The organism is Bosea sp. AS-1, from assembly GCF_002220095.1.
Taxonomy (GTDB): Bacteria; Pseudomonadota; Alphaproteobacteria; order Rhizobiales; family Beijerinckiaceae; genus Allobosea.
The window spans coordinates 3,163,194-3,177,721 of sequence record NZ_CP022372.1; the positions used below are offsets into that span (position 1 = coordinate 3,163,194).

Sequence of the window (14,528 nt, forward strand, 5' to 3'; positions counted from 1 at the left end):
ATCTTGTCAATTTCGGACTTGCCAAGGAATGATTTGATCAAATAATCTGCTCCGCGCAGGTCGACCCGCTCGGTCCGCTGCCTTGTCGGAGGCTGACGTGAGTGATGTCGCCGGATCCTTTCAGATGAGACCGTTCCAGGGCTATCTCCGCGCCGACGGGCGCGTCGGCGTGCGCAACCATATGCTGATCCTTGGAATCAACGGTCTCGCCTTGCGGTCAAGCGAGCGCATCGCACGCAACCTGCCAGGCTCGCTTCTGGTCGCGACCTCGGCCGGCCGCGGTCAGGTCGAGCCGGATCTCGGCCTGCATCTTGATCAACTCGTCGGCCTCGGCCGCAATCCCAATGTCGGGGCCGTCCTGGTCGTCGGCGTCGATCAGGCGACGTCAGACGACGTTGCCGCCCGGATCGCGCTCTCCGGCAAACCGGTCGCCAGCGTAAGCTTCGCCGAGTGCGGCGAAGACGCGCTGGCCATCAGCGATCTCGGTCTGCGCCGTGCCACCGAACTCAGCCGCGCCGCCTCGCGGGCCCGCCGGACGCGGGTCGAGCCCACCGCGCTCGTGGTTGCGGTTGAATGCGGTCATTCCGATGCCACCTCCGGCCTCGCCAGCAATCCCATCGTCGGAGCGGCGGTGGATAGGCTCGTTGCCGCCGGCGCCTGCGTCATCGTCGGCGAAACCGTGGAATGGCTCGGCGCCGAGCACCTGCTCGCCCGCCGCGCGGCCGATGCCGATGTGGCGGCCCGCATCCATGCGGCCGTAGCAGGGCGCGAAGCGATCGCAATCGCGTCCGGGCGCAGCCTGACCGGGAACAACCCGGGCGAAGAGAACATCAAGGGCGGCCTGTCCACCATCGAGGAAAAATCGCTCGGTGCCATCGTCAAGTCCGGTACAGGCACGATCGCCGGCATGCTCGGCGTAGCGGAGGCACCGCCCGGGCCCGGCCTGTACCTGATGGACGGCCCCTCCTTCTCACCGGATTCGATGACGGGGTTCGCGGCGGCCGGCGCCACAATCATGTTGTTCACGACCGGGCCGGGCAACAGCTTCGCCAGCGCGATCGCACCGACGCTCAAGATCTCGGCCCACCCCGAGACAGTGACACGCTTGCCAGCGCAGATCGATTTCGACGCAAGCCCGATCCTGGCCGGGGCGGAGACACTGGCTGAAGGAAGCGAACGCCTCGTCGAGGCCGTCCTCGACGTCGCGGACGGCACACTGACGCTCGGCGAGATCGTCGGCGAGGGGCTGGAAGTGCCCACTCGCATCCGAGGTTCGCTGTGAACCGGGCCGCAGCGCCCCGGGTGTTCCTCCGCTGGCTCGGCGGGGCGTTGATCTATGTCCGCACCATGGCCCTCTTCCTGCTGGCCTGGTCCCTCGCGGCCGAGGCCGTGCCGAACAAGCTGTTGCTGCCCTCTCCGCTTGCCGTGGCGCAGGCGCTGCAGGAAAGCTGGCAGGATGGGGAGCTGACCGCCAATGCCGGCATCAGCCTACTACGGCTCACCATCAGCGTCGCCGCGGCGACGCTCCTCGCCATTCCACTTGGCCTCGCCATGGGCCGCAGTCGGGTGGCCGGCGATCTGCTGGAATGGACCGTGGAATTGTTGCGGCCGATCGCCGGCATCGCCTGGATTCCGCTGGCGCTGTTCATCTTCGGGATCGGGCAACGTCTGCCGATCTTCATCATGTTCTACACGGCGTTCTTCCCGCTCCTGCTCGGGACGGCCGCCGGCGCACAAACCGTCGACCGGCGCCTGATCGCCGCAGCTCGTACCATGGGGCTCTCGCAAGCGACGATCATACGGCAAGTCGTCGTGCCAGCCGCTCTGCCGTCCGTACTGGTCTCACTGCGGCTGGCGGTAGCGGCGTCCTGGACGGCCGTGGTCGCTGCGGAACTCGTGGGCGCACCGAGCGGGCTCGGCTACGCCATCGAATACTACCGCAGCATGCTTTCAACGCCCTCCGTGATGGCCTTCATCGCCGTCATCGGCTTTCTGGGCTTTCTGACCGATCGCGCCTTGCGCTGGCTTGCGGATGCGCTCGCCCCCTGGGCTCAGGCGGAGGGGGCCCGATGAAGCGGATCGCCCTGAAGCTCGTCCTGCCGCTGCTGATCCTGCTCGTCTGGGAGTTGGCCGCGAGTGGATCGACCAGGGCACCGCGCCCGAGCACGGTGATCCAGACAGCGATCAAGATGATCGCGAGCGGCGACCTACCGACAGGGCTGGCGACGAGCCTGCTGCGCGTCTTCCTCGGCTTCGCGACAGCCTCCTGCCTTGCAATTCCCTTGGGAATCGTCATGGGCAGCGTCGCCGCCGTCGAGCGCAATCTCGATCCCCTGGTCGAGAGCTTCCGCCCGATCGCGGCGATTGCGCTCCTGCCGCTGATCATCCTGTGGCTCGGAACCGGCACGCAGGCGGCGGTCGCAATCGTCGCCTATGCCGCCTTCTTCCCGATCCTGATCAACACAATTGCAGGGGTGAAGCGCATCGAACCCAATCTGATGCGGGCCGCCTATACGATGGGCGTGACGACGCTGACGCGCATGCGGGTCGTGTTGCTGCCGGCTGCTCTGCCCGCCATCCTCGTCGGCATGCGCATCGGGCTCGGCGTCGCCTGGACGGCGATCATCGCCGCAGAACTCGCGGTCGGCGCTAAAGCCGGTGGCCAGGGCGGCATCGGCCAAATGATGTTCGTGTTCTACGCCTACAGCGTCGAGTTCAACGGCATCGTCGTCTGCATGGTTGCGGTGGGGTTGGTCGCCCTGCTGCTCGACCAGACGCTGCGTTTCGCACTCGCCCGCGCCGTGCCCTGGAGCAATCCGTGAGCGAAGCCAAGATCAGCCTCTCCGGCATCGGGAAGTCCTTCGGTGCGCCGGGCGCCGCGGTCGTGGCGGTGGAGAACCTCTCTCTCGACATCCGGCCTGGTGAATTCCTCACCATCGTCGGCCCTTCCGGTTGCGGCAAGACGACTGTGCTCAACATGCTGGCTGGGCTCGAGCCTCCCACGACCGGCACAATGACGCTGGACGGCCGCCCGATCCGCGGTCCAGGTGCCGAGCGCGGCGTGATGTTCCAGGACTACGCCCTGTTCCCGTGGAAGACGGTGCACGGCAATATCGGCTTCGGCCTCGTCCACGGCCCTGCGGGAGCCGGACTTTCGAAGGCCCGGCGCGACGAGCGCGTCGCGCGCGTGATCGAGCTCGTTGGACTGAAGGGCTCGGAGGAAAAATACCCGCACCAGCTCTCGGGCGGCATGCGCCAGCGCGTCGCCCTCGCGCGGCTGATGGCCAATGAGCCGGAAATCCTGCTGATGGACGAGCCGCTGGCGGCGCTTGATGCCCAGACCCGTATCATCCTGCAGGACGAGCTGTTGCGGATCTGGGGCCAGGACAAGCCCGCCACCCAGCGCCGCACCGTCGTTTATATCACCCATTCCATCGACGAGGCGGTGTTCCTCGCCGACAGGGTGGTCGTGCTCTCCAGCCACCCCGGACGCCTGAAGCGCATCGTCGAGGTCGACCTGCCGCGACCGCGCGACGACGCCACCCGCCTGACACAGGCTTTCGCCGACCTCTGCCAGTCGATCTGGCAGTCGATCCGCGAGGAGGCCTACCGCGCCACGATGACCTGAACAACAAGAGGGAGGAACGCCATGAAGATCGGGAGTCCGACACCGACCCGCCGCCAGCTCATCAGCGGCGCTGCAAGCCTCGTCGCCGGCAGCGTTGCCATGCCGACGATCATTTGCGCCCAAAGCCGCAAGAGCGCCAAGCTCTCGGTCGGCCGACAGCCCTATGCGGCCGGCAACTCGCCGGTAACCCAGCGCATGATCGACAACAAGATGCTGGAAAAGGCCGCCGCCGAGCTCGGCTACGACGTCGCTATCGACTGGCGCGACTATCCGAGCGCGCTGCCGATGGTCGAAGCCTTCATCTCCGGCAATCTCGACATCGGCATGTGGGGCAATACGCCGATCGTGCGGCTGCTCGCGCAGGGGCAGCCGATCAACGTGCTTTCCGTCGGCGAAGGCCATATGCGCTTCGTGCTGCTGACGCGCAAAGGCTTGCCGATCAGGTCGATCGCAGACCTCAAGGGCAAGACAGTCGGCGCACTCGTCGGCGGCGACCCCTACAACGCCCTGTCGCAGATGTTGCTCTGCGAGCTCGGCAATGCCGACCCGCGCGCCTTCGACATCCGTATCGTCAACACGCCGACGCAGGCGCAGGCTGCTTCTGTCCCGGATGGCATGGATGCCGCGGTTGCGATCTATCCGGCCTTCCTCAAGGCGCAAGCCGAGATCGGCGTCGTCGGCATCATGAACTCCTTCGGCTACAGCGAGGCCGGCTATGACGGCCCAGCCGGCAAGGGCGAAGGTCATCTCCTGCCGGGCGCGAAGAAGTCCAAGTTCTTCCCGGACGGCTATTACCTGCACCGCTCCTTCTGGATCAGCAGCGACCGCATCGTCGGCACTGACGCCGGGCTCGGCGAGGCATTTCTCGTCGCCAGCCAGCGCGCAGTCGCGGAACTGGTTAAAGAGAAGCCGGGCGACATCGCCAAGTCGGTCGAGAAATACTGGGGCCTGGATCCGGCACTCGGCGCCAGGGTCGTCGACGACGAAGTGCTGTTCCAGCGCGGCTGGACCTGGCCGACCGAAGGCGACGCTGCCGCGATCACCCAGATCTCGCAATTCATGGTCGAGGGCAAACTGATCCCGAAGCCGCTGGAATGGAACAAGGTCAAATCGGCCTTTGCGAAGGCCGGTCCGCTGCTCCGGAAGGCCTATGACGCGACCGGCAAGGTTCCCGCCGAGAGCGGCTTCACCGACCAGAAGGCCAAGGACCTGCGCGGCCTGCCGGCCTGGCAGGCCGACCAGTGGAAAGCGCCGGCGTGAGCGGCAGGCCACCGGGCGCCGGCATTCCGGCAGGCGCCCGTCCCGATCCGGAACGAAGGACAATCATCATGACAACGGTCGGCTTCATCGGCCTCGGCACCATGGGGGCGCCGATGGCCCGTAATCTTCTCAAGGCGGGCCACGCGCTGACGGTCTACGACCTCAATGCGAGCGCATTGGCGAAGCTGGTCGAGGCCGGCGCCACGGCCGCCGCCTCGCCCGCCGCGGTGGCGAGCGCTTCCGAGGTCGTTGTTACGATGCTTCCCGATGCGCCCGACGTCGAAACGGCGGTGCTCGGCCCGGACGGCATCGCCCAGGGTCTAAAGCGCGGCAGCCTCTATATCGACATGAGCACGATCGATCCGCAGACGACGCAAAAGATCGGCGCCGCCCTGATGGAGATGGGCGTCGACATGCTCGACAGCCCGGTCGGCAAGACCGTCGAACACGCCGTCGCTGGCACCTCGACCCTGATGATCGGTGGTGATGCGGCCGTGCTGGAGCGCGCCCGGCCGGTGCTCTCGGCGATGGGACAGGACCTGATCTATTGCGGCGGCCTCGGCATGGGCCAGGCGATGAAGCTGACCAACAACCTGCTCGCCAGCGTGCTGATCACCGCAAGCTCGGAAGCGCTCGTCTGCGGAGCCAAGGCCGGCCTCAGCCTCGAGACGATGCTGAACGTGCTGAAGACGACCATGGCCTGGAACCAGCAGCTCGCCGTCGCCATGCACAACCGCGCGCTGAAGGGCGATTTCGAGCCCGGTTTCATGGTCAAGCTGGCGCATAAGGATTGCCGCCTGGCCTTGGCGATGAACAGCTCGCTCGGCATCGAGACCCCGGTCGGAGCCGCGACGCTCGCGGCGCTGCAGGAGGCTATCGAGGCCGGTCTCGCCAACAAGGATGTTGGCGCCGTGCTCAAGCTGCGCGAGGACCCCGCCGGCGTGCAGGTGAGGCTGCCGGCATGACGGAAACTTCCGCCATCGTCCTGCATCCGGCCGACGATGTCGCCGTGCTGGTTGGCGCGGTGGCGGCCGGCGACGACGTTGCGGTACGCGGCGCGCGAGAAGGGCTGCGGCTCGTCGCCGGAGCTACGCTCGCCAGCGGCCACAAGCTCGCGCTGCACTCTCTCGAAGCCGGCTGCGACGTCCGCAAATACGGCGAGGTCATCGGCAGGCTGACGGCACCGGTCGCGGCCGGCGACCATGTCCATGTCCATAATCTCAAGAGCCTGCGCGGCCACATCGGTTGAGATCGGTCGGTCGCGCGCAAAGCCAACAACAGGAAGGGAGAGACAATGCTCAGGACCATCCTTGCCGCGACCTCGGGCCTCCTGCTCGCCGCGATCGCGACTGCCGCTTCAGCCCAGAGCTGGCCTGACCGGCAGATCCGCCTGATCATTCCCTTCCCGCCCGGCGGGCAGCAGGAGGTCGCCTCCCGCATCCTGGTCGAAAAGCTCTCGGCCGAGCTCGGCCAGCCGATCATCATCGACTCGCGCCCCGGCGCCGACGGTAATGTCGGCACGGAAGCCGTCGCGAAGAGCGCGCCCGACGGCAATACCTGGCTCGGTTCAAGCGTGCCCTTCACGACGCAGGTCGCGCTGCATCCAAAGAGCCTGCGCTACAGCCCGACCAAGGATTTCGCACCGGTCGCCGGTTTTGGCACCACCACCTTCATGTTCACCGTACCGGCGGAGCTGCCGGTCAAGGACCTCAAGGAGTTCATCGCCTATATCAAGGCGCAGAAGGGCAAAGCCTCCTATGCCGGCTCCGGCCGCGGCTCGGTTGTCCATCTAGCGACCGAGAAATTCAAGCAGAGCGCCGGGCTCGATATGGAGATGATCCCCTATGCCGGACAGCCGCCCGCGATCGCGGATCTGCTGGCGGCACGCGTCCAGTTCATGGCGCTGGGCTCGGTCTTCGCGGCCCCGCTGGTCAAGGCCGGCAAGCTGAAGGCGCTGGCGGTGATGGACACTAAACGCAATGCCGAGCTGCCCGACGTACCGACCATCGTCGAGGCCGGCTATCCCGATCTGGCGCTGAAGAGCTTCTTCGGCATCCACGTTCCGAAAGGGACGCCCGAGGCGGTGATCCAACGCATCAACGCCGCAGTCAACAAGGCGATCACGATGCCCGATGTCGTCGAGCGCTTCGCCAAGAGCAACGTCGATCCGGCTGAGCCGAACACGCCGCAGCAATACGGCGCGCTGATCGAACAGCAGATCGCGCTCTGGGCCGGCATCATCAAGGCCGCCGGCATCGAGACCGACTGACCGGGTGGAGAGCGTCATGCAGGCCGATCTCAAGGATATTGCGGCAGGCTTGCTGCTGGTTGCTGCGGCGCTCTTCTTCGGCCTGATCGGCTTCGTGCAACTACCGCTGGGGACGAGCTTCCGCATGGGGCCGGGTTACTTCCCTGCGCTGCTGTCAGGGCTGCTGGCCGTGATGGGGCTCATCATCGCCGGACGCGCGATCGGCCGCAGCTCCGAGATCTCGACAATCAGGGTTCCGTGGCGCGGCGTCCTGCTCACGAGTGCCGCCACGGTCGCCTTCGCGCTGCTGGTGCCGGCTTATGGGCTGGTGCCAGCGCTCGTCACCGCGATCCTGCTCTCGGCATTTGCCAGCCGGCGCATGACCTGGCCGCTGGCGGTCGGCCTAGCCACCGGGCTGACGCTGTTTTCAGCGTTGCTGTTCCGCTACGGGCTCGGCGTGCCGGTGCCGCTGCTGGGAGCCTCATGATGGATCTCATCGACCATCTCGCGCTCGGCTTGCAGGTGGCGATTTCGCCGGGAAACCTGCTGTTCTGCTTCATCGGGGCGCTGCTCGGCACGCTCGTCGGCGTCCTGCCCGGCATCGGGCCGGCGGCGACAGTCGCGATGCTCCTGCCGATCACCTTCACGATGTCGCCCGAGACCTCGCTGATCATGCTGGCAGGCATCTACTACGGCGCACAATATGGCGGTTCGACCACTGCGATTCTGATCAATCTGCCGGGGGAGGCCAGCTCGGCGGTGACCGCGATCGATGGCTACCAGATGGCTCGGCAGGGGCGCGCCGGAGCAGCATTGGGCATCGCCGCCATCGGCTCCTTCATCGCGGGCAGCTTCGCGACACTGGTGATCGCCTGGTTCGCCGAGCCGCTGACCGCGGTAGCGCTCAGATTCGGGCCGGCCGAATATTTCTCGCTGATCCTGCTCGGTCTCGTCGCCTCGACCGCACTGGCGCATGGCTCGGTACTCAAAGCGCTGGCCATGATCGTGTTCGGCATGCTGCTCGGCCTCGTTGGCACCGATGTGAATTCGGGCCAGCTGCGCTACACCTTCGGCGTCGGCGAGCTGGCCGACGGGCTCGGCATCGTCGCGATCGCGGTCGGCGTCTTCGGCATCGCCGAGATCTTCCGGAACCTCGAGGACGAGCAGGAGCGCGAGATCGGCGTGAAGGCGGTCTCGGGGTTGATGCCGTCGCGCACCGATTTCAGAGCCTCCGCAGCCCCGATCGCGCGCGGAACGCTGATCGGCACCGTGCTCGGCGTGCTGCCGGGCGGCGGCGCGCTGCTCGCCTCCTTCGCCTCCTATGCCGTCGAGAAGAAAGTCGCGAAGGATCCGTCCCGCTTCGGCAAGGGTGCGATCGAGGGCGTCGCGGGGCCCGAAAGCGCCAACAATGCCGGTGCCCAGACCTCCTTCATCCCAATGCTGACGCTCGGCCTGCCAGCCAATGCGGTGATGGCCCTGATGGTCGGAGCGATGACCATCCAGGGTATCGCGCCGGGTCCGAGCGTCATCACCGACAAGCCGGAGCTGTTCTGGGGGCTGATCGCCTCGATGTGGATCGGCAATCTGATGCTGGTGCTGCTTAACCTGCCGCTAATCGGCATCTGGGTTCGGCTGTTGAGCGTACCCTATTACATCCTGTTTCCCGGGATCATCGCCTTCTCGGCGATCGGCGTCTATTCGGTCGCCTCGAACGTGTTCGACCTCTACACACTCGCCGCGTTCGGCCTCCTAGGCTATCTGTTGGTCAAGCTCGGCTTCGAGCTGACCCCGCTCCTGCTTGGTTTCGTGCTGGGTCCGATGATGGAAACCTATCTGCGCCGAGCGATGGTGCTGTCGCGCGGCGACCCGAGCTATCTGATCACGCAGCCGTTGAGCGCGGCCCTGCTGATCGCGACCGCCAGCGTTCTCTGCCTGTTGCTGCTACCCTCGGTCACACGCAAACGCAGCGAGGTCTTCGTTGAGGAAGACTAATTCCGTTTCAAGCTGCGGCTGCGGTGGTTTGGCAAGCCGCGGCCCTGCGGAGGCCACGGAGTCGGCGCCGATCGCGGCAGGTTCCGGAGACGTCTCGACCATCCTCGACATCCCGGGCGGACGAGCCGAGATCGGAACCGATGCGCCGATCTTTGACAGCGACGGCGAAGGGCCGCGGCGTTTCGTGCCGCTCCCGCCTTTCCGCCTCGACGAGACGGCCGTCACCAATGAACGTTTCCAGCGCTTCGTCGCAGCCAGCGGCCATGTCTCTGAGGCAGAACGCTATGGCTGGTCGTTCGTTTTCGCGGGCCATCTGCCCAAAGAAAGGAAAGGCAGTGCGCGCGTGACCGGCGCGGAATGGTGGCGCAAGGTCGAAGGTGCCTGCTGGCATGCTCCGGAAGGTCCGGGCTCGGACCTCGCCGCGCGGACGAACCACCCCGTCGTCCATGTCTCGCGCCGTGACGCCCTCGCCTTTGCTGCCTGGGCCGGTGGCCGGCTGCCTTCCGAAGTCGAATGGGAACATGCGGCGCGAGGCGGCCTGACCGGCGCGACGTTTCCCTGGGGCAATCGGGAGCCCGACGACGTCGGCTTCCTGCCCTGCAACATCTGGCAAGGCCGCTTTCCACAGCAGGATACCGGCGCCGACGGTTATCGCGGAACAGCGCCGGCGCGGGATTTCGCGCCGAACGGCTACGGCCTGTACCAGATGTGCGGCAATGTCTGGGAATGGACTGCAGATGCGTTCCGGGTCCGCTCGCTCAAGCGGGCGGCACAGGCGCTGAACAGGGCTGCTACCCGCGAAGGGCGATATCTGCTCAAGGGCGGCTCGTTCCTCTGCCACAAATCTTATTGCTTCCGATATCGTATCGCCGCTCGCATCGGCAACACACCAGACTCAAGCACGAGCCATACGGGGTTTCGCGTTGCCTACAACGTCGATTCGTAAGTCGGCAAACGGGCTGCGGTCTTTGAAACCTCGGATGCAACTGAAACCCAGCGAATTGATATCAGCCCTGACCTGACAGGTGGTAAGCGCCCCAAGCGGTTTCGGTCCGGCACCAGAGGCGAGCAGCGTCGGACGCGATGAGCGGCGTTTGTCCCGCTACGGCGAATCCAGTGTCTCAACCGTGAGATGAGGGATCCGAGACGTCGATGCACGAACGATGAGTTCGGGCGGGAAAACAAGGCTCTCGGTCGCGGTTGTCTCTCCACTCCCCAAGAGGCAGGTTATCGCTGCTTCCGCCATCGCTGAAAGCGGCTGCCGCAGGCTGGTCATCGGAGGATTCATCAGCCGGGCCAGGAACAGGTCGTCGATCCCAACCATTGCGATGTCCTGCGGGATGGACAGGCCCCGCTCGCGCAGTCCGGCTGCCAGACCAATCGCCAAAAGGTCGTTCATCGCGATCAATGCCGTCGGGCGCTGCGGCTGGCCCGCAAGGACGGAGGCGGCCTCGACTCCCAGCTCCGCGATCATGTCGTCGCCATACTGGTTCTGCGGCAGCGAGATCTCGTGCACGCGCGCCTCTTCGCTAAGACCGTGCCGTTCGACGGCAGTGCGGAAGCCCTTCAGGCGCGCGACGCGGGCCGCCGTCTGCGCGGGGCCTGTCACATAGGTGATGCGGTGGTGGCCTTGGGCAACGAGATGATCGACCGCCAGCGTCGTGGCCATGAGGTTGTCGACCGTGACGACGTGGATGCCTGGTTTCGCGGCAGCGGCATCGCCTTCGAAAGCGACGATGGCCAGCCCCCTGGAGACGAGTTCCGATAGATGCTCGGGGTTCAGCAACGATGAACCCGTAATGATGCCGCGAACGCCGAGCGCCATGAGGTCCTGCGCAAACTGCCGTTCCCGCTGCGGATCGCGAAAGGTGTTGCACAGGATGACCTGATAGCCGCGCCCCTGAGCGGCATGCTGTATCGCCATGGCGATCGCACCGAAGAAGGGATTTGCAACAGCCGGAACGAGTAGGCCGATCGTCGCCGTCTTGCCCGTCTTCAACTGGAGAGCGACCTGGCTCGGCTTGTAGTCGAGCTCTGCGATCGCTGCCTGGATGCGCTCGCGCGTCGCCGGGGCCATCTTATCGCGCCGGTCGTTCAGGAAGTTGGAAACGCTGGAGGCCGACACGCCGGCAGCGCGGGCCACATCGAGGATCGTCGCCATATATCAGCCCTGATTTCTGCAGGTATATCGTTGCACAAACCACCAAGCTATGAAAAGCTCGGTTCAGATGGGCACATTCCGCGCAGAAAGATGCCCCTCGGGAAACGCGAACAAGGCCTCCAAGGAGAGCGACAATGGCGAAAAAGATATCGCGGCGCGAGATGCTGCACTTTGGGGCGTTGATCGCGGCGCCGGCCGTGCTGAAAATGACGGGAACGCCTGCCGCCGCTCAGGCCGGTCGCCTCAGGATTTCCTGGTGGGGCGGCGCCGATCGCGCCAAGCGGACGCAGGCCGCCATCGATGCCTTCAAAGGGCTGAATGCCGGGCTCGACATCGTGCCCGAGAGCGTCGGCTGGGACGCGTACTGGACCAAGCTCGCGACGCAGGTCGCCGGAGGCAATCCGCCCGACATCATTCAGATGGACTATCGCTACCTGCCCGAATACGCGCGGCGCGGCGCGCTGCGGCCGCTCGACGACCTCGTCCCCTCGGTGATCGACCCCAGCGACTACGTTCCATCGGTGATCGAGGCGGGCAAGATCGACGGCAAGCAGTATGGCATCCCCATGGGGATGAACAGCGACGTGCTGCTCTACGACAAGACCATGCTGGAGAAGCTCGGCCTGCCGGCACCGACACCGGAGATGAGCTGGGCCGAGTTCACGACGCTTGGCGAGAACGTCACCAAGAAAGCCAATAAGCGCGGCTATTTCGGCGCGGCCGATCCGAGCGTGATGGAGCCAGAGCTGGAATACTGGGTGCTGACGCGCGGTCGCACGCTCTATGACGCTTCCGGGAAGCTCGGCTTCACCCGCGACGATGCTGAATCCTGGCTGGCGCTCTGCGCCGAGATGCGCGCCAAGGGTGCGATCGCGCCGCCGGAGCTCGCCGCCACCGACAAGATCACCATCGACAGCGACCTGCTGACGACCGGCCATGCCGCGATCACCTTCACCAACAGCAACCAGATCGTCGGCTATCAGGCCGCGAACAAGGGCAAGATCGGGATGGCCTTCCATCCGAAGGGCGACAAGCCCGGCGAGTATCTCAAGCCCTCGATGATGCTGTGCGTCTCGGCGACTGCCGCCGACCCCAAGATGGCCGCCGCTTTGATCGACTTCATGGTGCTCAAACCCGGCGGCGCCAAGCTGCTCGGCGTCGAGCGCGGCGTGTCGCCCTCCGCGAAGATTCGCGATCTCCTGGCGGGTGATCTCGACGAGACTGGCCGCATTCAGGTCGAACATCTTTCTGCACTCTCAAAGCGTGGCCCCGCGCCGCTGCCGCCAGCGCCGCCGAAAGGCGCCGCCGAGGTCACGGCGCTGATCCGGCAGGCAGCCGAGAAAGCAGGCTTCAAGCAACTCACGCCCAAGCAGGCGGCCGATCAACTGGTCTCGGAAGCCGAGCGCGTCCTGTCCAAGGCCTGATCATGACCGCATTCCGCGAAAGCGCGGGTACCGCGCCGGGCATCCGCGCCCGACGCGGGCAATCCGGGCGCTGGCGGCAGGCCGTGCCGGGCTATCTCTTCCTGGCTCCCTGGCTCGCCGGCTTCTTTCTCCTGACGCTCGGCCCGACCCTCGTCTCGCTCTACCTCTCCTTCACCGATTTCGACCTGCTGCGCTCGCCGCAATGGGTCGGGGCTGCGAATTACGAGCGCATCTTCACCTCCGATCCGAAATTCTGGAGCTCGGTCGCGGTCACGCTGACCTATGTCGTGCTGTCGGTTCCGCTGAAGCTTGGCTTCGCGCTCGCTGTGGCGATGTGGCTCAACCGCGGCATCGCCGGGCTCGGCATCTACCGGGCGATCTTCTATTTGCCCTCGCTGCTCGGTGGTAGCGTGGCAGTCGCGATCCTTTGGAAGCAGGTCTTCGGCTATGACGGGCTGATCAACCAGCTCCTGTGGCTCGCCTTCGGGGTCAATGGCCCGAGCTGGATCTCGAACCCCGAGACCTCGCTCTACACGCTCGTCCTGCTCAGCGTCTGGCAGTTCGGTTCGCCAATGATCATCTTCCTGGCGGGCCTGCGTCAGATTCCGCGCGATCTTTACGAGGCCGCCAGCATCGACGGCGCCACGCCGCGTCAGCAACTGACCAAGATCACCCTGCCCTTGCTCGCTCCGGTGATCTTCTTCAACCTGGTTCTGCAGACGATCGAGGCCTTCAAAGCTTTCACGCCGGCCTTCATCATCAGTGGTGGCACCGGCGGCCCGGTCGATTCTGTGCTGTTCTACACGCTCTACCTTTATCAGCAGGGCTTCGCCTATTTCCGCATGGGTTATGCCTCGGCGCTGGCCTGGATTCTGCTGCTGACGATCGCCACCTTCACGGCGCTCGCGTTCCTGTCGCAACGCTATTGGGTCTATTATGAAGACGATCCGCGCTGAGGGCTCCGTTGCGGCCGAAGAGACCGACCGCTCCTGGCGTGCGCTGCCGAAGCATCTCGCGCTGGCGCTCGCCTCGATCGCGATGCTCTATCCGCTGCTCTGGATGTTGAGCAGCTCGTTCAAGCCCGAAGAGGACATCTTCAGCGATCTCTCGCTCTGGCCGCAGACGGTGACGCTCGGCAACTACGTCGAGGGCTGGTTCGGGCTCGGCATCCAGTTCGGGCGGTTCTTCCTGAACTCGCTGATCGTCTCGGGGCTGGCCGTGGTCGGCAATCTCATGGCCTGCTCGCTCGCCGCCTTCGCCTTCGCGCGGCTGGAATTCCCGCTGAAGAAGCTCTGGTTCGCGGCGATGCTGGGCACGCTCATGCTGCCCTATCACGTCACGCTGATCCCGCAATATGTGCTGTTCCAGAAGCTCGGCTGGCTCAACACCTTCTGGCCGCTCGTCGTGCCGAAATTCCTCGCGGTCGACGCCTTCTTCATCTTTCTGATGGTGCAATTCTTCCGCGGCATCCCGCGCGAGCTCGACGAAGCCGCAGTGATCGACGGCTGCGGACCCTGGCGGATCTACTGGAGCATCATGCTGCCATTGTCGCGCCCGGTGCTGGCCGCTGCCGCGATCTTCTCCTTCATCTGGACCTGGGACGACTTCTTCGGCCCCCTGCTCTATCTCACCGACGTCGCCAACTACACGGTGCCGCTGGCACTGCGCGGCTTCGTCGATGCGACCAGCCGTTCGGCCTGGGGCCCGCTCTTCGCCATGTCGATCCTGAGCCTCGTGCCGGTCTTCGCCGCCTTCCTGATGTTCCAGAAACACATCATCGACGGTATCGCGGCCTCGGGACTGAAGCGGTGAGAC

15 protein-coding genes are annotated in these 14,528 nt (G+C 65.5%); 14 read left to right on the plus strand and 1 reads right to left on the minus strand.

Annotated features, from left to right (window positions below):
- Window positions 1-124 precede the first annotated feature (124 nt).
- From CE453_RS16820 to CE453_RS16870, 11 genes are all read left to right on the plus strand, one after another.
- Window positions 125-1,282, plus strand: a complete 1,158-nt coding sequence (locus CE453_RS16820; RefSeq protein ID WP_089175620.1) for a UxaA family hydrolase — start codon at window positions 125-127, stop codon at window positions 1,280-1,282.
- Window positions 1,283-1,302: 20 nt separating this feature from the next.
- Window positions 1,303-2,073 (plus strand): ABC transporter permease, encoded by a 771-nt coding sequence (locus CE453_RS16825; RefSeq protein WP_089175621.1) that lies wholly within the window; start codon window positions 1,303-1,305, stop codon window positions 2,071-2,073.
- Window positions 2,070-2,822: an ABC transporter permease gene (locus CE453_RS16830; protein WP_089175622.1), complete on the plus strand. Its 753-nt coding sequence runs from the start codon at window positions 2,070-2,072 to the stop codon at window positions 2,820-2,822. The genes CE453_RS16825 and CE453_RS16830 overlap by 4 nt, the downstream gene beginning before the upstream one ends.
- On the plus strand, window positions 2,819-3,628 hold the full coding sequence (locus CE453_RS16835; RefSeq protein ID WP_089175623.1) for an ABC transporter ATP-binding protein: 810 nt from the start codon (window positions 2,819-2,821) through the stop codon (window positions 3,626-3,628). The genes CE453_RS16830 and CE453_RS16835 overlap by 4 nt, the downstream gene beginning before the upstream one ends.
- A gap of 21 nt (window positions 3,629-3,649) precedes the next feature.
- Entirely contained in the window at window positions 3,650-4,888 is a 1,239-nt protein-coding gene (locus CE453_RS16840; RefSeq protein WP_248307768.1) for an ABC transporter substrate-binding protein, read from the plus strand.
- Between the two features lie 68 nt (window positions 4,889-4,956).
- Window positions 4,957-5,853, plus strand: a complete 897-nt coding sequence (locus CE453_RS16845; protein ID WP_089175624.1) for an NAD(P)-dependent oxidoreductase — start codon at window positions 4,957-4,959, stop codon at window positions 5,851-5,853.
- Window positions 5,850-6,137, plus strand: coding sequence for an SAF domain-containing protein (locus CE453_RS16850; RefSeq protein ID WP_089175625.1), 288 nt, complete (start codon window positions 5,850-5,852; stop codon window positions 6,135-6,137). Before CE453_RS16845 ends, CE453_RS16850 begins: the two co-directional genes overlap by 4 nt.
- A gap of 45 nt (window positions 6,138-6,182) precedes the next feature.
- On the plus strand, window positions 6,183-7,157 hold the full coding sequence (locus tag CE453_RS16855) for a Bug family tripartite tricarboxylate transporter substrate binding protein (RefSeq protein WP_089175626.1): 975 nt from the start codon (window positions 6,183-6,185) through the stop codon (window positions 7,155-7,157).
- A gap of 16 nt (window positions 7,158-7,173) precedes the next feature.
- Entirely contained in the window at window positions 7,174-7,623 is a 450-nt protein-coding gene (locus CE453_RS16860; protein ID WP_089175627.1) for a tripartite tricarboxylate transporter TctB family protein, read from the plus strand.
- Window positions 7,623-9,128, plus strand: a complete 1,506-nt coding sequence (locus CE453_RS16865; RefSeq protein ID WP_089175628.1) for a tripartite tricarboxylate transporter permease — start codon at window positions 7,623-7,625, stop codon at window positions 9,126-9,128. The genes CE453_RS16860 and CE453_RS16865 overlap by 1 nt, the downstream gene beginning before the upstream one ends.
- 28 nt (window positions 9,129-9,156) lie before the next feature.
- Window positions 9,157-10,074 carry a formylglycine-generating enzyme family protein gene (locus CE453_RS16870; RefSeq protein ID WP_089175629.1) on the plus strand — a complete coding sequence of 306 codons (918 nt, stop codon included), beginning with the start codon at window positions 9,157-9,159 and terminating at the stop codon, window positions 10,072-10,074.
- Between the two features lie 156 nt (window positions 10,075-10,230).
- Here the strand turns inward: CE453_RS16870 and CE453_RS16875 are convergent, their stop codons facing one another.
- A complete protein-coding gene (locus CE453_RS16875; protein WP_089175630.1) occupies window positions 10,231-11,289 on the minus strand; it encodes a LacI family DNA-binding transcriptional regulator in 1,059 nt (352 codons plus the stop codon).
- A gap of 134 nt (window positions 11,290-11,423) precedes the next feature.
- Here CE453_RS16875 and CE453_RS16880 point away from each other — a divergent pair, with 134 nt between their 5' ends.
- Genes CE453_RS16880 through CE453_RS16890 form a run of 3 tightly spaced genes read left to right on the plus strand, consistent with a single transcriptional unit; the run spans window position 11,424 to window position 14,525 of the window.
- Window positions 11,424-12,713, plus strand: a complete 1,290-nt coding sequence (locus CE453_RS16880) for an ABC transporter substrate-binding protein (protein WP_089175631.1) — start codon at window positions 11,424-11,426, stop codon at window positions 12,711-12,713.
- Window positions 12,714-12,715: 2 nt separating this feature from the next.
- A complete protein-coding gene (locus tag CE453_RS16885; RefSeq protein ID WP_089175632.1) occupies window positions 12,716-13,669 on the plus strand; it encodes a carbohydrate ABC transporter permease in 954 nt (317 codons plus the stop codon).
- Window positions 13,650-14,525, plus strand: coding sequence for a carbohydrate ABC transporter permease (locus CE453_RS16890; protein ID WP_089175633.1), 876 nt, complete (start codon window positions 13,650-13,652; stop codon window positions 14,523-14,525). The genes CE453_RS16885 and CE453_RS16890 overlap by 20 nt, the downstream gene beginning before the upstream one ends.
- Window positions 14,526-14,528 lie beyond the last annotated feature (3 nt).